Here is a 19,769-nt window from a genome sequence, read left to right on the forward strand (position 1 = left end):
GCCGCAACCGCACGGCACGGCTAGTAGCCGAAGTTCTGTGTCCACCAGGGGCCGCCCGACGCGAAGTGCGCCCCGACTCCCATGGTCTTGAAGTCGCAGTTCAGGATGTTCGCGCGGTGGCCGGGGCTGTTCATCCAGGCATCCATCACCGCGGCGGCGTCGGCCTGGCCGCGGGCGATGTTCTCCCCGCCGAGGTTCGCTATGCCGAGCTTCTCCGCCCGGTCCCAGGGGGTCGCCCCGTCCGGGTCCGTATGGTCGAAGAAGCCCCGCGCGGCCATGTCCTCGCTGAAGGACCCGGCCAGCGCGGCCAGCGAACCGGACGCGGTCACCGGGCTGCAGCCGGCCTTGGCCCGCTCCTCGTTGACGAGGGAGAGGACCGCGGCCTCGGCGGTGGACGGCGCGGACGCCGCCTTCGAGGGCGTCGTCCTCTCCGGTGTCTTCGCCGCGGGTGCCTTCGTGGCCGGCTTCTCGGTCTCCGGCTCCGCGGCGGGGGCCTCGGTGGACGGTGTCGCGGAAGGCTTCTGCTTCTCGGCCTGCCCAGCCTTCCCGGCCTTCCCGGCCTTCTCCTTCTCGGCCTTCTTCTCCGGAGTCCTCGTCGGCGGGGCGGAGGGGGAGCGCTCGACGTCGCGGCTCGTGCCCGGAGTCTCCAGGCGGCCGTCCGCGGAGCCGCTCGTGCCGCCCTGGGTCTCCACGTCGCTCGGCGTGTCCTGGGCGCGTACCCTGTCCGCGCCCCCGCCGCCGATCGAGAGGCTGTCGCTGCCGGGTATCAGCCCGGAGGCGACGGCGACGGCACCCATGGCGACAGCGGCCGAGACACCGAGCAGACCGGTGCGCACGGGCGTCACGGCCTTCTTGCGGCGGCGCTGGCCCCCGGAGCCGCGGTCGGGCGTGTAGTCGCCCGGCGTGCGGCCGGCGGTCCCGTCCGCCTCGAAGAGGTAGGCGTCGCTCTTCGCGTAGTCGCTCTCCGAGTGGAGGCCGCCCGTCTCGTGGATGCCGCCCGGCGAGCCGTACAGGCCCGCGGTCGAGTAGGGGCCGCCGGTCAGGTAGTCCCCGGCGGTGGGGTAGCCCTCGGCGGTGGCGTGGTCGCCCGGGCCCGCGTACTGGGCCGCGTCCCCCGTCGTCCCGCCGCCCGTGTACGGCTCGTGGGCGTACGCCTCGTGGTCGTACGTCTGCGTGACCCCGGTGGCGCGGCCGGTGGCGGCGCGGCCGGCGGCGGAGCGTCGGTGGCGTCCCATCGTGTGGCCTTCCTCATCCTTGCGGTCAACGTTCCTCACCCGAACGAGTGAGGCTCATTGGGTCCGGACGGTACCCCATGACGCAAGGGGGAGAAGTGCCCCGAGGGTGATTGGCCGGTTAGCGTGCAGCCATGAGAGAGGAAGTGCGGCTGGTGGCCTGGGTGCGCGGACGCGTCCAACGTGTGGGTTTCCGCTGGTACACGCGGGCCAGGGCGCTGGAGATCGGCGGCCTGAGTGGTTTTGCTCTCAATTTGGAGGACGGACGCGTCCAGGTGGTCGCCGAGGGGCCCCGCGACGGGTGTCAGGAGTTGCTGGAGTGGCTCCTGGGGGACGACACGCCGGGCAGGGTGGAGGGAGTCACTGAGATATGGGACACGCCCCGGGGCGGCTACGACGGCTTCGCCATCCGGTGAGATCCACTCCGCCGCACCGGCCGCGGCCCGTCCGGCCAGAGCGCGAAGCGGGTGCCGGGACCCCGCTCCAGATGAAAAGCCCCAGGTGGTTGCCGAGAAACCGGTTGTCGTGGCAGGCTCCGCCGACAAGGACGACCCCCGCATCCCCGGGGTCCCCGCAGTGAAGCCGCCCCGCCCGCAGCAGGCCGCGCGCCCGGGGCCGCCGCCCAATACGGGGCGTGATCGTGTTGACCGTCAAACTTTTTGGTGAGACGCTGAAAGCCCCGCGCACCTTAGCTGTTTGGCATGTGAGAGCGGCAGTAGAACTCAACATGGTCAAGCATCGCGGGTGCGATCCCCTGACGACCCACACCGCTTCGGTCGGTCACTCATTGTGGAGGACCATCCATCATGGCAAAGGCGCTTCTCGGTTACGTCGGCGGCTCCGACCCGCGACTCATCGCCGAGATGCGACGGCTCCAGCAGCGCGTCCAGGACCTCGAATCCGAGCTCGGACGGATCCAGGCCGAGAACGACGCGCTCGCGGCTGCCGCTTCTCACGACTCGCTTCTCGAGAGCATCGACGTACCCCAGGCGGAGCCTGCGCTCACCTGAGAACTGAACAGCACACTCACCACCACCAGTGAACAGGCTGCCCGTATCAGCCGCTGACAGAGTTGCAAGGGACGCTTCGGCGTCCCTTCTTTCTTGCCCCCCGCTTTCTTGCCCCGCGCCCCGTGGCCCCTCGTTCCCCGTTCACCCCCGCTCAGGTCTGATGTGCCCTGCACGTTCATGCGCGAAACCGTGCGTTCATGGAGTGAGACCGACCCGGCGTTCATGGAGCATGTCCGACCTGGCAGGTAAAGTCCGGCTGCGTGCACCTCAAGGCCCTGACCCTGCGCGGGTTCAAGTCGTTCGCCTCGGCGACCACGCTGCGGTTCGAACCGGGCATCACCTGCGTCGTCGGCCCGAACGGCTCGGGCAAGTCCAACGTCGTGGACGCCCTCAGCTGGGTCATGGGGGAACAGGGTGCCAAGTCGCTGCGCGGCGGCAAGATGGAGGACGTCATCTTCGCCGGCACCACCGGGCGGCCCCCGCTCGGTCGGGCCGAGGTGTCGCTGACCATCGACAACTCCGACGGCGCGCTGCCCATCGAGTACGCCGAGGTCACCATCACGCGGATCATGTTCCGCAACGGCGGCAGCGAGTACCAGATCAACGGCGACACCTGCCGTCTGCTGGACATCCAGGAGCTGCTGTCGGACTCCGGCATCGGCCGTGAGATGCACGTCATCGTCGGGCAGGGCCGCCTCGACTCCGTCCTGCACGCCGATCCGATGGGCCGCCGCGCCTTCATCGAGGAGGCCGCGGGCGTCCTCAAGCACCGCAAGCGCAAGGAGAAGGCGCTGCGGAAGCTGGACGCGATGCAGGTCAACCTCGCACGCGTGCAGGACCTCACCGACGAGCTGCGGCGGCAGTTGAAACCGCTCGGCCGGCAGGCCGCCGTCGCGCGCCGGGCCGCCGTCATCCAGGCCGACCTCCGCGACGCCCGCCTGCGGCTGCTCGCCGACGACCTCGTACGGCTGCGGGGGGCGCTCCAGGCCGAGGTGGCCGACGAGGCCGCGCTGAAGGAACGCAAGGAGGCCGCCGAGGCCGAGCTGGGCAGGGCCCTCCGGCAGGAGGCCGAGCTGGAGGACGAGGTGCGGCGGCTCGCGCCGCGTCTGCAGCGGGCGCAGCAGACCTGGTACGAGCTCTCGCAGCTGGCCGAGCGGGTGCGCGGCACGGTCTCGCTGGCGGACGCGCGGGTGAAGAGCGCCACCGCCCAGCCGCCGGAGGAGCGGCTCGGCCGCGACCCCGAGGACCTGGAGCGCGAGGCCGCACGGGTGCGGGAGCAGGAAGCCGAGCTGGAGGCCGCTCTGGAGGCCGCCGAGCACGCGCTGGAGGACACGGTCGCGCACCGGGCGGACCTGGAACGCGAACTGGCCCTGGAGGAACGGCGGCTGAAGGACGTGGCCCGGGCCATCGCGGACCGGCGCGAAGGGCTCGCCCGGCTGAGCGGCCAGGTCAACGCGGCCCGTTCGCGTGCCGTCTCCGCCCAGGCCGAGATCGACCGGCTCGCCGCCGCCCGCGACGGGGCGCAGGACCGCGCGGTCGCCGCGCAGGAGGAGTACGAGCAGCTCAAGGCGGAGGTCGACGGCCTGGACGCGGACGACGGGGAACTCGCCGGACGGTACGAGGCGGCCAGGGGCGCCCTCGCGGACGCCGAGTCCGCGCTGACCGCGGCACGTGAGGCGGCCACCTCGGCCGAGCGCAGGCGCGCCGCCACCCAGGCCCGGCACGACGCGCTGGCCCTCGGCCTGCGCCGCAAGGACGGCACCGGGGCGCTGCTCGCGGCGAAGGACCGGCTGTCGGGCCTGCTCGGCCCCGCGGCCGGACTGCTGTCGGTCGCGCCGGGCCACGAGGTCGCGCTGGCCGCCGCGTTCGGCGCCGCGGCGGACGCGGTCGCGGTGACCACGCCCGCGTCGGCGGCGGACGCGATCCGCCTGCTGCGCAAGCAGGACGCGGGCCGGGCGGCGCTCCTGCTGGCCGGAGCACCGGACCCGGCGGGCGCACCGGACACTCCGGCGACTCCGGTGACTCCGCCGCCTCCGGCGATCCGCCCCGGGGACGGCTTCCGGCACACCTCCGAGGCCGCGCACACCGTCGCGGGCCTGCACGCCCACGACGGTGCGCACGTCCACGACGGCGTACGCGGAGACGGCGGCGTATGCGGAGACGGCGGCGTACCCCCGCGGGCCCCGGCGGCCGGTCCGCCGTACGCCGCCGATCTCGTGCGTGCGCCGGCCGGCCTCATGCCCGCCGTACGGCGGCTGCTGCGGGACGTCGTCGTGGTCGGGACGCTGGAGGACGCCGAGGACCTCGTCCGCACACGGCCGGAGCTGACCGCCGTGACGGCCGAGGGGGACCTGCTCGGGACGCACTTCGCACAGGGCGGTTCCGCCGGGGCGCCCAGCCTGCTGGAGGTGCAGGCATCGGTGGACGAGGCGGCGGCCGAGCTGGAGGAGCTGGGCGCGCTGTGCGAGGAGCTGGGCGCGGCCCAGTCCCGCGCCGCCGAGGTGCGCGGGGAGCGGGCCGCTCTCGTCGAGGAGCTGGGCGAGCGGCGAAGGGCCGGTGAGCGGGAGAGGTCCCGGGTCGCGCAGCAGCTCGGCCGGCTGGCCGGGCAGGCGCGGGGCGCCGCGGGGGAGGCGGAGCGGAGCACCGCCGCGGCCGCGCGGGCGCAGGAGGCCCTGGACCGGGCCCTGGAGGAGGCGGAGGAACTGGCCGAACGGCTCGCCGTGGCCGAGGAGACGCCGGTCGAGGAGGAGCCCGACACCTCCGCGCGGGACCGGCTCGCGGCCGACGGGGCCAATGCGCGCCAGACCGAGATGGAGGCCCGCCTCCAGGTCCGTACGCACGAGGAACGGGTCAAGGGGCTGGCCGGGCGGGCCGACTCGCTCGACCGTGCCGCGCGCGCCGAGCGCGAGGCCCGTGCCCGCGCCGAGCAGCGCCGGGCGAGGCTGCGGCACGAGGCCGCGGTCGCCGGGGCCGTCGCCTCCGGGGCGCGGCAGCTGCTCGCCCACGTCGAGGTCTCCCTGAGCCGCGCGGACCGGGAGCGGACGGCCGCGGAGAGCGCCAGGGCACGGCGGGAACAGGACCTCGCCGTCGCCCGCGGCCAGGGCCGCGACCTCAAGGCCGAGCTCGACAAGCTCACGGACTCGGTGCACCGCGGTGAGGTGCTCGGGGCGGAGAAGCGGCTGCGGATCGAGCAGCTGGAGACGAAGGCGCTGGAGGAACTGGGCGTCGAACCGGCCGGGCTGGTCGCGGAGTTCGGGCCCGACCGGCCCGTACCGCCCTCCCTGCCCGCCGAGGGCGAGGAGCTGCCGGAGGACCCGGAGCATCCGCGCAACCGGCCCCGCCCCTTCCACCGGGCCGAGCAGGAGAAGCGGCTCAGGACGGCGGAACGGGCCTACCAGCAGCTCGGGAAGGTGAACCCGCTCGCGCTGGAGGAGTTCGCCGCGCTGGAGGAACGCCACAATTTCCTCAGCGAGCAGCTGGAGGACCTGAAGAAGACGCGCACCGACCTCTTCCAGGTGGTGAAGGAGGTCGACCAGCGGGTCGAGCAGGTCTTCACCGAGGCGTTCCGGGACACCGCGCGGGAGTTCGAGGGGGTTTTCAGTCGGCTGTTCCCGGGCGGGGAGGGACGCCTGATCCTGACCGATCCCGACAACATGCTCACCACGGGCGTCGACGTCGAGGCACGGCCGCCCGGGAAGAAGGTCAAGCGGCTCTCGCTGCTCTCCGGCGGCGAGCGGTCGCTGACCGCCGTCGCGATGCTCGTGTCGATCTTCAAGGCGCGGCCCAGTCCGTTCTACGTGATGGACGAGGTCGAGGCCGCGCTCGACGACACCAACCTGCAGAGGCTGATCCGGATCATGGAGGAGCTGCAGGAGGTGTCGCAGCTGATCGTGATCACGCACCAGAAGCGCACGATGGAGGTCGCCGACGCGCTGTACGGCGTGTCCATGCAGGGCGACGGGGTGTCCAAGGTCATAAGCCAGCGACTGCGCTGACCTCCGCCCGGGCGGCCGCACCCGCCGCCCACGACTGCCGTGGACCGCCGTGGACCGCCGTGGACCGCCGTGGGCGGTGGGTGCCGATCGTGGTGTTCCCCGCGCCGGTTACGGGGTATCCGTAGCTACGCGACAGCTGTCCCTTCAACACTTGAACGCAAGATTGCCATCTGGAGGGTTCTCTTTACAGGAACCCTCCTCTTGACTTCGAAACTTGAAGGAATAGTCTCTGTTTCGTTGCTTTCACCTTCAGGTGGTGGGTGGCGTAAACGTGTGCGCCACTGGAGACACCGTCCGGAAGGGTTCGCCCCCACCCCCGGCAGTGAGGCCGGTGGCCCGAGGAGTTACACGTGACCAGCACAGCGCAGCCACCCCCGTCAGGAGCCCAGGCGGCTCACCCCGAGCACCTCGGGCACGTCATCTTCATCGCCGCGGCGGCCGCGATGGGCGGCTTCCTCTTCGGTTACGACAGCGCCGTGATCAACGGCGCCGTCGAGGCCATCCGGCACCGGTACGACATCGGCTCCGCGGCCCTGGCCCAGGTCATCGCCATCGCGCTGATCGGCTGTGCGATCGGTGCCGCCACCGCGGGCCGGATCGCCGACCGCATCGGCCGTATCCGCTGCATGCAGATCTCTGCCGTGCTGTTCACCGTCAGCGCCATCGGCTCCGCGCTGCCCTTCGCCCTGTACGACCTGGCCTTCTGGCGGATCGTCGGCGGCTTCGCCATCGGCATGGCCTCGGTCATCGGCCCCGCCTACATCGCCGAGGTCGCCCCCGCCGCCTACCGCGGACGGCTCGGCTCCTTCCAGCAGGCCGCGATCGTCACCGGTATCGCCGTCTCGCAGCTCGTCAACTGGGGCATCCTCAACGCCGCGGGCGGCGACCAGCGCGGCGAGGTCATGGGCCTGGAGGCGTGGCAGGTCATGCTCGGCGTCATGGTCGTCCCGGCCGTGATCTACGGACTGCTCTCCTTCGCGATCCCCGAGTCGCCGCGCTTCCTGATCTCCGCGGGCCGTGACCAGCGCGCCCGTGAGGTGCTCCGGGAGGTCGAGGGCGACAGGATCGACCTGGACGCGCGCGTCGCCGAGATCAAGCACGCCATGCGGAGCGAGCACAAGTCGGTCTTCAAGGACCTGCTCGGCGGCACCTTCCTCTTCAAGCCGATCGTCTGGATCGGCATCGGGCTCTCGGTCTTCCAGCAGTTCGTCGGCATCAACGTCGCGTTCTACTACTCGTCGACGCTCTGGCAGTCGGTGGGCGTGGACCCGACGGACTCGTTCCTCTACTCCTTCACCACGTCGATCATCAACATCATCGGCACCGTGATCGCCATGATCTTCGTCGACCGGATCGGCCGCCGGCCGCTCGCGCTCATCGGTTCCGTGGGCATGGTCATCGGGCTCGCCCTGGAGGCATGGGCCTTCTCCTTCGACCTCGTCGACGGCAAGCTGCCCGCCACCCAGGGCTGGGTGGCCCTGATCGCCGCCCATGTGTTCGTCCTCTTCTTCGCCCTCTCGTGGGGTGTCGTCGTCTGGGTCTTCCTCGGCGAGATGTTCCCGAACAAGCTCCGTGCCGCCGCGCTCGGCGTCGCCGCCGCCGCGCAGTGGATCGCCAACTGGGCCATCACCGCGAGCTTCCCGTCGCTGGCCGACTGGAACCTCTCCGTGACCTATGTGATCTACACGCTCTTCGCCGCGCTCTCCATCCCCTTCGTGCTCAAGTTCGTCAAGGAGACGAAGGGCAAGACGCTGGAGGAGATGGGCTAGACCCCCGGCCCGGCCCCGGGGAGACGGGCCAAGTCCCCGCTGCCCCTCTCCCCGGGTCCGTGAGAGGCGTGCCGCCCCGGTTCGACGGCCTACCGGTCCTTGAGCCGGGGCAGCACGTTCTCGCAGAACAGGTGCATGCTGCGCCACCCCTCCTCGACGGGCATCCCGCCGGCCAGCGGATGCAGTACGTGGCTGTCGAGGCCCTGCGCCAGGCACTCGTCCGGCGTCAGGATCCGGTAGACGCCCTCGGCGCGCAGCTCGTCCACCGTGGTGGCGGCCGACCGCACCGCCGACTTGATGTCGGAGGACTGCCAGGAGGCGTAGGTCCGTGCCTCGTGCAGGAAGTGCCTGCCGTGCTCGGCCCAGGCGCGGTCCGGGTCCTCGGCGAGGTGCAGCAGCGGGGTGACCGCCGCGGGCATCATGGTCCAGCCCTGCGTGCCGTACTCGACGAGCCGCTCCTTGTAGTACGCCTCCAGCTCCGGCAGATGCGCGCTGGGGAAGAACGGCAGTCCCAGCCGTGCCGCGCGCCGGGCCGCCGCCTTCGAGGATCCGCCCACCAGCAGCAGGGGGTGCGGATCGGAGAAGGGGCGCGGGGTGACCCGTACGGTACGGCCGCCGTACGCGAACTCCTCGCCGGTCCACGCCTTCAGCAGGGTCTCCAGGAGCTCGTCCTGGAGGCGGCCGCGACGCTTCCACTCGACGCCGAACAGCGCGTACTCCTCGGGCCGGTAGCCGATGCCCGCCACCGTGACGAGCCGGCCGCCGCTGAGGAGGTCGAGCACGGCGATGTCCTCGGCCAGGCGCAGCGGGTCGTGCAGCGGGCCGATGACCGCCGAGACCGTGACCGCGATCCTGCGGGTCGCGCCGAAGACCGCGCCCGCGAAGGCGAACGGCGAGGGCAGCCAGTTGTTGGCGGCGCCGTGGTGCTCCTCGGTCTGCACGGTGGTCATGCCGCGGTCGTCGGCGTAGGCGGCCATCTCCAGCGCGGCTTTGTAGCGGTCGCTGAGCGAGGCGGGGGTGGCGCCGGGCTCGACCAGGTTGAAACGCACGACCGTCACGGACATGGGAAAGTCCCCCTTCGCCGGGCGGGCGGGGCGCCGGTGCCCCGATGGGCACGGACAGTAGCTGACGGAGCGTCAGACAGCCAGGGCGGCGACCCGCCGCCGCGGCCCGCGACGGAACGCGTACCCCACGACACCGACCGACACCGACCGACACCGGCTGACACCGGCTGGTCCCGCGCCGCCCGGAATCGTGTGGCCCGGTCCCGCGCCGCGCGGGAGGACCGGACCGGTCGCCGGGACCGGTGCGGCCGGGACCGGTGTGGCCGCGCCCCGTGGGACCCCCGGTGCGGGGGTGGGCGGGCCGGTCCGCCCGGGGCAGAGCCCCGCGCGGGCGACGAACGGCCGGGAGAGAGGTCACGCATACTGGGTGGGTTATGGAAATCGTCATCCTTGCTGTAGTCATCGCCGTGGTCGTGATCGGCGCGCTCGGCGGGCTCGTCGTCGGCAGCCGCAGGAGCAAGCGGCTGCCCCCGCCGCCCCCGGCCGCCCCCGACATCACCGCCCCGCCGACCGAGCCGCACGTCGGCGACGAGGCCGAGACGCCGCGCGACGAAGCGCGCCGCACGATAGAGGAGGTGGATCTTCCGGACGCCTCGGCGACCGCCCCGGTCGTCGTGACGCCCCCGGTCGAGGTCCCGGAGCCGACCGCCGGCCGCCTGGTCCGTCTGCGGGCCCGGCTCTCCCGTTCGCAGAACGCGCTCGGCCAGGGGCTCCTCACGCTCCTCGCGCGCGAGCACCTCGACGAGGACACCTGGGAGGAGATCGAGGACACGCTGCTCACCGCCGACGTCGGCGTGCAGCCCACCCAGGAGCTGGTCGGACGGCTGCGCGAGCGCGTGAGGGTGCTCGGCACCCGGACGCCCGAGGAACTGCGCGCCCTGCTGCGCCAGGAACTGCTCACGCTGCTGGTGCCCGACTTCGACCGCACGGTGAATACCGAATCCGGTCTGGACACCCCGGGCATCGTGATGGTCGTCGGCGTCAACGGCACCGGCAAGACCACCACGACCGGCAAGCTCGCGCGCGTGCTCGTCGCCGACGGCCGGCATGTGCTGCTCGGCGCGGCCGACACCTTCCGCGCCGCCGCCGCCGACCAGCTGCAGACCTGGGGCGAGCGCGTCGGTGCCCGCACCGTACGCGGTCCCGAGGGCGGCGACCCCGCCTCGATCGCCTTCGACGCGGTCAAGGAAGGCATCCAGGAGGGCGCCGACGTCGTGCTCATCGACACGGCCGGCCGCCTGCACACCAAGACCGGTCTCATGGACGAGCTCGGCAAGGTCAAGCGTGTCGTCGAGAAGCACGCGCCGCTCGACGAGGTGCTGCTCGTCCTGGACGCCACCACCGGTCAGAACGGTCTGGTGCAGGCACGTGTCTTCGCCGAGGTCGTCGACATCACCGGCATCGTCCTGACCAAGCTCGACGGCACGGCCAAGGGCGGCATCGTCATCGCGGTCCAGCGCGAACTGGGCGTACCCGTCAAGCTCATCGGCCTGGGCGAGGGGGCGGACGACCTGGCGCCGTTCGAGCCGGAGGCGTTCGTGGACGCCCTTATCGGAGAGTGAGGACACGTACGACAGGTACGTGCACGAGAAAGGGCCCCACTCCCCGGCGCAGAGGGAGCGGGGCCCTTCCGCGTGGCGGACCCGAGAGGCGGACCCGGAAGACGAGCCCGGGGGGCGGCCTACACGCGGGACCGGTGGGTCACGTACGCCAGCGTCCCCAGCAGCAGCCGGGCGGCCGGCGGCTTCGTGGCCGAGTCGAGGGCGGGGGAGCGCAGCCAGCGGACCGGACCGAGGCCGCCGCGGTCGGAGGGCGGGGCCGTGATGTACGTACCGGGCCCCAGGCCGTGCAGGTCGAGCGCGGCGTCGTCCCAGCCCATGCGGTAGAGCAGTTCGGGCAGCTCGGCCGCCGCGCCCGGCGCGACGAAGAAGTGGGCGCGGCCCGCGGGGGTGACGGTCACCGGGCCCAGCGGGAGCCCCATCCGTTCGAGCCGGACCAGGGCCCGGCGGCCGACGGACTCGGCCACCTCGATGACGTCGAAGGCGCGGCCCACGGGAAGCATCACCGCGGCGCCCGGGAACTCGCCCCAGGCATCCGTCACCGTGTCCAGCGTGGCACCCGCGGGGATGACGGGCGCGAAGTCCAGGGGGTGCGCACCGCGTGCGGGGCAGTCCGCCCGGCCGCACGAGCAGGCGTCCGCGGCGGCCCGGGCACCCGGCACCACGTCCCAGCCCCACAGCCCGGTGAACTCGGCCACGGTGGTGCACTCCGAGGAGCGGCCGCGGCGACGCGAACCGGACCGAATCTCGCGGCTACCGCCGATCGTGAAACCCATACCCCCTCCAACGGGTCGAGCGCGCCCGCGGTCACGTCATGGAATCGTACCGTGACTCTGGGTGTCCGACGGGACCCGTCGGTGCCCGCCGGTACCCGCTCCATGGGGCGCTTGGTGGCGCCGTGGGTGGTGCGCCGGGCTTCACGCGCCCCGATCTGCATCTTTGCGCCCACTCCCGGCCGTCATGTGTCAAGTGAATCGCGTGACGGCCATCGCGAGTTCATTCGAAGGGGTGGCGAATGGTGGCGTTTCCGGGATCGCCATGGTTGGAGCAGTGATCGCGGAGTTACTCTGTGTGCACGAGTCCTGGGGACGCATGCTCTCGTGGGTATGCCGGAGGCAACTCGCCTTTCCGTTCGACGGGTGAGAACGGGCGGACGGGGAGCCCGGTTACCGGCATTCTGGTAGGGCTTGGCGCACACAGCGCAGGCTTGGCGCACACAGCGCATCAAGCGGGTTCAGGGATGGGGGCGTTCCAGTGGGCGGCAACGGCGGAAGCGCGAGGACCGTGACCGGCCCGGACAAGCGCCCCAACGAACTGCTGGGCTCGTGGTTCGTGCGCAGCGGCTGGTCCAAGGGCGAGCTGGCCCGCCAGGTGAACCGCAGGGCGCGCCAGCTGGGCGCCGGCCACATCTCGACCGACACCTCCCGCGTCCGCCGCTGGCTCGACGGCGAGAATCCGCGTGAGCCCATCCCGCGCATCCTCTCCGAGCTGTTCTCGGAGCGGTTCGGCTGTGCCGTCGCCGTCGAGGACCTCGGTCTGCGCGCCCCGCACCAGTCACCCTCCGTGTCGGGTGTCGACCTGCCCTGGACCGGCCCGCAGACCGTCGCCCTGATCAGCGAGTTCTCGCGCAGCGACCTGATGCTGGCGCGGCGCGGCTTCCTCGGCACCTCCCTGGTCCTGTCCGCGGGCCCCACGCTCATCGAACCCATGCAGCGCTGGCTGGTGCCCAGCCCCGCCGCCCCGCGCGCGGAGCCCGCGTCCGCCGCCGCCCCCCGCCGCCCCGGCCGGCTCTCCCAGCCCGAGCTGGAGCTCCTGGAGTCCACCACCGTCATGTTCCGCCAGTGGGACGCCCAGTGCGGCGGCGGCCTGCGCCGGAAAGCGGTCGTCGGCCAGCTGCACGAGGTGACCGACCTGCTCCAGGAGCCCCAGTCCGAGCCCACCACCAGGCGGCTCTTCAAGGTCGCCGCCGAGCTGGCCGAGCTCGCGGGCTGGATGAGCTACGACGTGGGACTCCAGCCCACCGCCCAGAAGTACTTCGTCCTCGCCCTGCACGCCGCCAAGGAGGCGGCCGACCGGCCGCTGGGCTCGTACATCCTCTCCAGCATGAGCCGCCAGATGATCCACCTGGGCCGGCCCGACGACGCGCTGGAGCTGATCCACCTCGCCCAGTACGGCAGCCGTGACAGCGCGAGCCCGCGTACCCAGTCCATGCTGTACGCACTGGAGGCCCGCGCCTACGCCAACATGGGACAGCCCGGCAAGTGCAAGCGGGCCGTCCGGATGGCCGAGGACACCTTCGGGGACGCCGAGGAGTCCGGCGAGCCCGAGCCCGACTGGATCCGCTTCTTCTCCGAGGCCGAACTGCACGGCGAGAACGCCCACTCCTACCGCGACCTCGCCTACGTGGCGGGCCGCAGCCCCGCGTACGCGTCGCTCGCCGAGCCCGTCATGCAGAAGGCCGTCGACCTCTTCGGGAAGGACACCGAGCACCAGCGCTCGTACGCGCTCAACCTCGTCGGGATGGGCACCGTGCACCTGCTGAGGCGGGAGCCCGAGCAGAGCACGGTCCTGGTCCGCCAGGCCCTCGCGATCGCCGGGAAGGTGCGCTCCGAACGGGTCAGCACTCGTATCCGAAAAACAGTCGACACGGCCGTACGCGACTTCGGCGACCTCGCCGCCGTCGTGGACCTGACCGACCAGCTCGCCGTCGACCTGCCCGAGACCGCCGAGGCGGTCTGACCCCCGGTACGCCGGCCGCGACCGCCGTCCACAACAGCCCGACTCGGCTCCCCCATGCCAGGTCACCGGACGGACGGCCGCGGCCGGTCCGCCTTTTGCGCCCGAGCCGGCGCCGCTCCCGCGCAGGCGGCTGGGCGCCGTCGGGGTTGCGCAATCGACGGCTCGGGTCCGTGGTCGTGCGGTGCTTCAAGGGCTTCCGGGAAAGGTTGCGTCACGATAACGAGCGGAACCCGGGACATCCGGCGGTTCACCGACGCGTAACACGTACGTCCTCTTCGTCACCCGGGCGAAACACGCAGGGGCTCCGGCCGAAACGGCGCTGCGCCAGTCTCTGGGCACATAACCGGCCCACCCCTCACCACCGCTCATGGCTTCGCCCGCACGGGGCCGTACCAACGACGAGGAGACGCCGATGGCACCAGCCATCACGCTTGCCGCAGACGCTCCCACGCTGTCTGCCGCCAACACCGGGTTCATGCTCATCTGTTCCGCCCTGGTGATGCTCATGACCCCGGCCCTGGCCTTCTTCTACGGAGGCATGGTCCGCGTCAAGAGCACCCTCAACATGCTGATGATGAGCTTCATCAGCCTCGGGATCGTCACGGTCCTGTGGGTGCTGTACGGCTTCTCCCTCGCCTTCGGCACCGACTCCGGCGGCATCATCGGCTGGTCCTCGGACTACGTCGGGCTCAGCGGCATCGGCCTCACGCAGCTCTGGGACGGCTACACGATCCCCGTCTACGTCTTCGCCGTCTTCCAGCTGATGTTCGCGGTCCTCACGCCCGCCCTGATCAGCGGTGCCCTCGCCGACCGCGTGAAGTTCACGGCCTGGGCGCTCTTCGTCGCCCTGTGGGCCACGATCGTCTACTTCCCCGTCGCGCACTGGGTCTGGGGCGCCGGCGGCTGGGCCTTCGAACTCGGCGTCATCGACTTCGCCGGCGGCACGGCGGTCCACATCAACGCGGGCGCCGCGGCGCTCGGCGTGATCCTCGTGATCGGCAAGCGCGTCGGCTTCAAGAAGGACCCGATGCGTCCGCACAGCCTGCCGCTGGTGATGCTCGGCGCCGGTCTGCTGTGGTTCGGCTGGTTCGGGTTCAACGCCGGCTCCTGGCTCGGCAACGACGACGGCGTCGGCGCGCTGATGTTCGTCAACACGCAGGTCGCCACCGCCGCCGCCATGCTGGCCTGGCTCGCCTACGAGAAGATCCGCCACGGCGCGTTCACCACCCTCGGCGCCGCCTCCGGCGCGGTCGCCGGCCTGGTCGCCATCACCCCGTCCGGCGGCGCGGTCTCCCCGCTCGGCGCGATCGCGGTGGGCGCCGTCGCCGGTGTGCTCTGCGCCATGGCCGTCGGCCTCAAGTACCGGTTCGGCTACGACGACTCGCTCGACGTCGTCGGTGTCCACCTCGTCGGCGGCATCGCCGGCTCCCTGCTGGTCGGCTTCTTCGCCACCGGTGGCGGCCAGTCCGACGTCGCGGGACTCTTCTACGGCGGCGGTCTCGACCAGTTCTGGAAGCAGTGCGCGGGTGTCTTCGGTGTCCTCGCCTACTCCCTGGTGGCCTCCGCGGTGCTCGCCCTCCTGATCGACAGGACCATGGGCATGCGGGTCACGGAGGACGACGAGATCGCGGGCCTCGACCAGATCGAGCACGCCGAGACCGCATACGACTACAGCGGCGCCGGCGGCGGCGCCGCCCGGACCGCCGCACCGGCCCCGGTCGCCGGCACCGCGAGCAAGAGCAAGAAGGTGGACGCATGAAACTCATCACCGCCGTCGTGAAGCCCCACCGGCTCGACGAGATCAAGGAGGCCCTCCAGGCCTTCGGCGTCCACGGCCTCACGGTCACCGAGGCCAGCGGCTACGGCCGCCAGCGGGGACACACCGAGGTCTACCGGGGCGCCGAGTACACCGTCGACCTCGTCCCCAAGATCCGTATCGAGGTGCTGGTCGAGGACGACGACGCCGAGCAGCTGCTCGAGGTCATCGTGAAGGCGGCCCGTACCGGCAAGATCGGGGACGGCAAGGTCTGGTCCGTCCCGGTCGAGACGGCGATCCGGGTCCGGACCGGCGAGCGCGGCCCCGACGCGCTGTAGACAGCACACCGCGGGCAGCACGCCGTGGGCAGGCACGCCGCAGGCAGCAGACGAACAGGAGCCACCGGGTGACGAGCACGGGCACGCCCGCAGAGACAGAGGACCCGGGACCCGGCGGCTACGCGGCGGCCCGGCTGCGCCTCCTCCAGGAGGGGGCGCGGTCCGGGCCGCCGCGCCGTGCGGCCCTCGCCGGACTGACCGACGACTGGCTCTCCGGCCTGTTCGACGCGGGCGCCGGCCCGCCGCGCGGCGTCTCGCTCGTCGCCGTCGGCGGTTACGGGCGCGCCGAACTCTCCCCGCGCAGCGACCTCGACCTGCTGCTCCTGCACGACGGCGGCGCCGACCCCGCCGCGGTGGCCGCCCTCGCCGACCGCGTCTGGTACCCGGTCTGGGACCTCGGCCTGGACCTGGACCACTCCGTCCGTACGCCCGCCGAGGCACGCCGGACGGCGGGCGAGGACCTCAAGGTGCAGCTCGGGCTGCTCGACGCCCGCCACCTCGCCGGCGACCCCGGCCTGACCGCCGGCCTGCGCACGGCCGTCCTCACCGACTGGCGCAACCAGGCACCCGAACGCCTCCCCGAACTCCAGGAACTGTGCGCCGAACGCGCCCGGCGCCAGGGCGAACTGCAGTACCTCCTCGAACCCGACCTCAAGGAGGCCCGCGGCGGCCTGCGCGACGCCACCGCGCTGCGCGCCGTCGCCGCCTCCTGGCTCGCCGACGCCCCGCGCGAAGGACTCGACGACGCCCGCATGCGCCTGCTCGACGTCCGGGACGCCCTGCACCTCGTGACCGGCCGCGCCACCGACCGCCTCGCCCTCCAGGAGCAGGACCAGGTCGCCGCGGAACTCGGCCTGCTGGACGCCGACACCCTGCTCCGCCAGGTGTACGAGGCCGCCCGCGTCATCTCGTACGCCAGTGACGTCACCTGGCGCGAGGTGGGGCGCGTGCTGCGGTCGCGCGCCGTACGGCCGCGTCTGCGCGCCATGCTGGGGGGCGGGAGGGTGCTGGGCGGCAAGCCGGCCCCCGAGCGCTCCCCGCTGGCCGAGGGCGTCGTCGAGCAGGACGGCGAGGTCGTCCTCGCCCGCACCGCCCGCCCCGACCGCGACCCCGTACTGCCGCTGCGCGCCGCCGCCGCAGCCGCCCAGGCCGGCCTGCCGCTCTCGCTGCACGCCGTGCGCCGCATGGCCGCCGCGGCCCGCCCGCTGCCCACGCCGTGGCCCGCCGAGGCACGTGAACAACTCGTCACGCTGCTCGGCTCGGGGCCCTCGACCGTCGAGGTCTGGGAGGCCCTGGAGGCGGAAGGGCTGATCACCCGGCTGCTGCCCGACTGGGAGCGCGTGCGCTGCCGGCCGCAGCGCAACGCCGTCCACCTCTGGACCGTCGACCGCCATCTGATCGAGACGGCGGTCCGCGCCGCCGTGCTCACCCGTCGCGTCCACCGCCCCGACCTCCTGCTGGTCGCCGCCCTGCTGCACGACATCGGCAAGGGCTGGCCCGGCGACCACTCGGTGGCCGGCGAGACCATCGCGCGGGACGTGGCGGCCCGGATCGGCTTCGACCGCGCGGACGCGGCGACCCTCGCCACGCTCGTACGCCGTCACCTGCTGCTCGTCGAGACGGCGACCCGGCGCGACCTGGACGACCCGGAGACCGTACGCGCGGTCGCCGACGCGGTCGGCTCGCAGGGCACGCTGGAACTCCTGCACGCGCTCACCGAGGCCGACGCGCTGGCCACCGGACCCGCCGCCTGGTCCTCGTGGCGCGCCTCCCTCGTGGCGGACCTGGTGAAACGGGTCTCCGCCGTACTCGCCGGGGACGACCCCGAGGAGCCCAAGGCCGCCGCGGCCACCGCCGAGCAGGAGCGGCTCGCCGTCGAGGCGTTCCGCACCGGTGGCCCGGTGCTCGCGCTGCGCGCCCAGACCGAACCGCCCGGCGGGGAGCTCCCGGGGGAGCCCGCCGGGGAGCCGGAGCCCCTCGGCGTGGAACTGCTCGTCGCGGTACCGGACCAGAAGGGCGTCCTGCCCGCCGTGGCCGGCGTCCTGGCCATGCACCGGCTCACCGTGCGGACGGCGGAACTGCGGACGCTGGAACTGCCCGACGGCGTCCCCGGCTCCGTGCTGCTCCTCGACTGGCGGGTCGCCGCCGAGTACGGGTCCCTGCCGCAGGCCGCCCGCCTGCGCGCCGATCTCGTACGCGCCCTCGACGGGTCCCTCGACATCACCGGGCGGCTGGCCGAACGGGACGCCGCCCAGCCGCGCCGGCGGGGCATCGCGGCCCCGGCCGCCCGGGTGGGCGTGGCCCCGGCCGCGTCCCGGCTCGCCACGGTCATCGAGGTGCGCGCCCACGACGTGCCCGGGCTGCTGCACCGGATCGGGCGCGCGCTGGAGGACGCGCAGGTGCGGGTGCGCAGCGCGCACGTCTCCACGCTCGGGGCGAACGCGGTGGACGCGTTCTACGTGACGGGGCCCGAGGGGGACCCGTTGCCGGGGGAGCAGGCGGCCTCGCTGGCGCGGGCACTGGAGGACACGTTGCGGGAGTGAGGGCGGGAGCGAGGGGTGGGACCGGTCGTCGTGCGCCCGCGGGCCGGCCGGGGCCGGGTGCGCGGTCGCCCGCGCCCCGTACGGCACCCCGCCGGGCGGAAGGCCGTGACGGGGTGGAGACCCTTGCTGGTGCGGGCAGATACCCTGGAGGGCGGACCTGCCCCTGCCCCCTACTTGAGGACTCGCGACTGCCGTGTTCGACACTCTCTCCGATCGCCTCGCAGCGACATTCAAGAACCTTCGCGGCAAGGGGCGCCTGTCCGAGGCGGACATCGACGCCACCGCGCGCGAGATCCGTATCGCCCTGCTGGAGGCGGACGTCGCGCTGCCGGTCGTCCGGGCCTTCATCAAGCAGGTCAAGGAGAGGGCACTCGGGGCCGAGGTCTCACAGGCGCTCAACCCCGCCCAGCAGGTCATCAAGATCGTCAACGAGGAGCTCGTCGGCATCCTCGGCGGCGAGACCCGGCGGCTGCGCTTCGCCAAGCAGCCGCCGACCGTGATCATGCTCGCGGGTCTGCAGGGCGCCGGTAAGACCACGCTCGCCGGAAAGCTCGGCAAGTGGCTCCAGGGCCAGGGGCACGCCCCGCTGCTCGTCGCCTGCGACCTCCAGCGCCCGAACGCCGTGAACCAGCTCAGCGTCGTCGCCGAGCGCGCGGGCGTCGGCGTCTACGCACCCCAGCCGGGCAACGGCGTCGGGGACCCGGTCCAGGTCGCCAAGGACTCCGTCGAGTACGCGCGGCAGAAGCACCACGACGTCGTCATCGTCGACACCGCGGGCCGCCTCGGCATCGACACCGAGCTGATGCAGCAGGCCGCCGACATCCGCGACGCGGTCTCGCCGGACGAGATCCTCTTCGTCGTCGACGCGATGGTCGGCCAGGACGCGGTCAACACCGCGGAGGCATTCCGCGACGGAGTCGGCTTCGACGGCGTGGTCCTCTCCAAGCTCGACGGCGACGCCCGCGGTGGTGCGGCGCTCTCCGTCGCGCACGTCACCGGCCGCCAGGTCATGTTCGCCTCCAACGGCGAGAAACTGGACGACTTCGACGCGTTCCACCCGGACCGCATGGCGTCCCGCATCCTCGGCATGGGTGACGTGCTCACGCTGATCGAGAAGGCCGAGCAGACCTTCTCGCAGCAGGAGGCCGAGGCCATGGCCTCGAAGCTGGCCTCCAAGAAGGGCCAGGACTTCACGCTCGACGACTTCCTGGCCCAGATGGAGCAGGTCAGGAAGATGGGCTCCATCTCCAAGCTGCTCGGCATGCTTCCCGGCATGGGGCAGATCAAGGACCAGATCAACAACCTCGACGAGCGCGACGTGGACCGTACGGCCGCGATCATCAAGTCGATGACCCCGGCCGAGCGCCAGGAGCCGACGATCATCAACGGCTCGCGGCGCGCCCGTATCGCCAAGGGTTCCGGCGTCGACGTCAGCGCGGTCAAGGGGCTGGTCGAGCGGTTCTTCGAGGCCCGCAAGATGATGTCCCGCATGGCCCAGGGCGGCGGCATGCCGGGGATGCCCGGGATGCCGGGCATGGGCGGCGGCGCCGGCCGTTCGAAGAAGCAGCCCAAGAAGGCCAAGGGCAAGCAGCGCTCCGGCAACCCCATGAAGCGCAAGCAGCAGGAGCAGGAGGCCGCGGCGCGGCGGGAGGCCGCGGGTCAGGCGGGCGGGGCGTTCGGCCTGCCGGGTGGCCAGCAGCCGCAGGACTTCGAGCTCCCGGACGAGTTCAAGAAGTTCATGGGCTGAGGAGTTCTCCCCACTTC

13 protein-coding genes are annotated in these 19,769 nt (G+C 72.5%); 10 read left to right on the forward strand and 3 right to left on the reverse strand.

Annotation, left to right across the window (positions count from 1 at the left end):
* Positions 1–20 precede the first annotated feature (20 nt).
* Positions 21–1,235, reverse strand: a complete 1,215-nt coding sequence (locus KM933_RS19440) for a CAP domain-containing protein (RefSeq protein WP_221353887.1) — start codon at positions 1,233–1,235, stop codon at positions 21–23.
* A 131-nt stretch (positions 1,236–1,366) separates the two neighbouring features.
* On the opposite strand from KM933_RS19440, the gene KM933_RS19445 reads away from it, so the two are divergent.
* The 4 genes from KM933_RS19445 to KM933_RS19460 all read left to right on the forward strand — a co-directional run bounded on the left by KM933_RS19445 (position 1,367) and on the right by KM933_RS19460 (position 8,006).
* A complete protein-coding gene (locus tag KM933_RS19445; protein WP_221353889.1) occupies positions 1,367–1,648 on the forward strand; it encodes an acylphosphatase in 282 nt (93 codons plus the stop codon).
* A 390-nt stretch (positions 1,649–2,038) separates the two neighbouring features.
* Entirely contained in the window at positions 2,039–2,242 is a 204-nt protein-coding gene (locus KM933_RS19450) for a hypothetical protein (protein WP_107021972.1), read from the forward strand.
* Between the two features lie 260 nt (positions 2,243–2,502).
* Positions 2,503–6,237, forward strand: a complete 3,735-nt coding sequence (locus tag KM933_RS19455) for an AAA family ATPase (protein WP_221353891.1) — start codon at positions 2,503–2,505, stop codon at positions 6,235–6,237.
* A 350-nt stretch (positions 6,238–6,587) separates the two neighbouring features.
* The gene (locus tag KM933_RS19460; RefSeq protein WP_221353893.1) at positions 6,588–8,006 is read left to right on the forward strand and encodes a sugar porter family MFS transporter; all 1,419 of its coding nucleotides are present in this window, start codon (positions 6,588–6,590) and stop codon (positions 8,004–8,006) included.
* Positions 8,007–8,095: 89 nt separating this feature from the next.
* Here KM933_RS19460 and KM933_RS19465 read toward each other — a convergent pair whose 3' ends face one another.
* Positions 8,096–9,070, reverse strand: coding sequence for an LLM class flavin-dependent oxidoreductase (locus KM933_RS19465; RefSeq protein ID WP_221353895.1), 975 nt, complete (start codon positions 9,068–9,070; stop codon positions 8,096–8,098).
* A gap of 374 nt (positions 9,071–9,444) precedes the next feature.
* On the opposite strand from KM933_RS19465, the gene ftsY reads away from it, so the two are divergent.
* Positions 9,445–10,632, forward strand: a complete 1,188-nt coding sequence (gene ftsY, locus KM933_RS19470) for a signal recognition particle-docking protein FtsY (RefSeq protein WP_221353897.1) — start codon at positions 9,445–9,447, stop codon at positions 10,630–10,632.
* Positions 10,633–10,751: 119 nt separating this feature from the next.
* On the opposite strand, the gene KM933_RS19475 is transcribed toward ftsY, so the two are convergent.
* Entirely contained in the window at positions 10,752–11,405 is a 654-nt protein-coding gene (locus tag KM933_RS19475; protein WP_221353899.1) for a bifunctional DNA primase/polymerase, read from the reverse strand.
* A 478-nt stretch (positions 11,406–11,883) separates the two neighbouring features.
* Here KM933_RS19475 and nsdA point away from each other — a divergent pair, with 478 nt between their 5' ends.
* From nsdA to ffh, 5 genes are all read left to right on the forward strand, one after another.
* A complete protein-coding gene (gene nsdA, locus KM933_RS19480; protein WP_221353901.1) occupies positions 11,884–13,368 on the forward strand; it encodes a transcriptional repressor NsdA in 1,485 nt (494 codons plus the stop codon).
* Positions 13,369–13,780: 412 nt separating this feature from the next.
* On the forward strand, positions 13,781–15,127 hold the full coding sequence (locus tag KM933_RS19485; protein ID WP_221353903.1) for an ammonium transporter: 1,347 nt from the start codon (positions 13,781–13,783) through the stop codon (positions 15,125–15,127).
* Entirely contained in the window at positions 15,124–15,462 is a 339-nt protein-coding gene (locus KM933_RS19490; RefSeq protein ID WP_221353906.1) for a P-II family nitrogen regulator, read from the forward strand. The genes KM933_RS19485 and KM933_RS19490 overlap by 4 nt, the downstream gene beginning before the upstream one ends.
* 68 nt (positions 15,463–15,530) lie before the next feature.
* The gene (locus KM933_RS19495; RefSeq protein ID WP_221353908.1) at positions 15,531–18,005 is read left to right on the forward strand and encodes a [protein-PII] uridylyltransferase; all 2,475 of its coding nucleotides are present in this window, start codon (positions 15,531–15,533) and stop codon (positions 18,003–18,005) included.
* Positions 18,006–18,198: 193 nt separating this feature from the next.
* Positions 18,199–19,752: a signal recognition particle protein gene (gene ffh, locus KM933_RS19500; protein WP_221353909.1), complete on the forward strand. Its 1,554-nt coding sequence runs from the start codon at positions 18,199–18,201 to the stop codon at positions 19,750–19,752.
* Positions 19,753–19,769: the final 17 nt, after the last annotated feature.

Origin of the sequence: Streptomyces beigongshangae (assembly GCF_019710745.1) — a bacterium.
Taxonomy (GTDB): Bacteria; Actinomycetota; Actinomycetes; order Streptomycetales; family Streptomycetaceae; genus Streptomyces; species Streptomyces beigongshangae.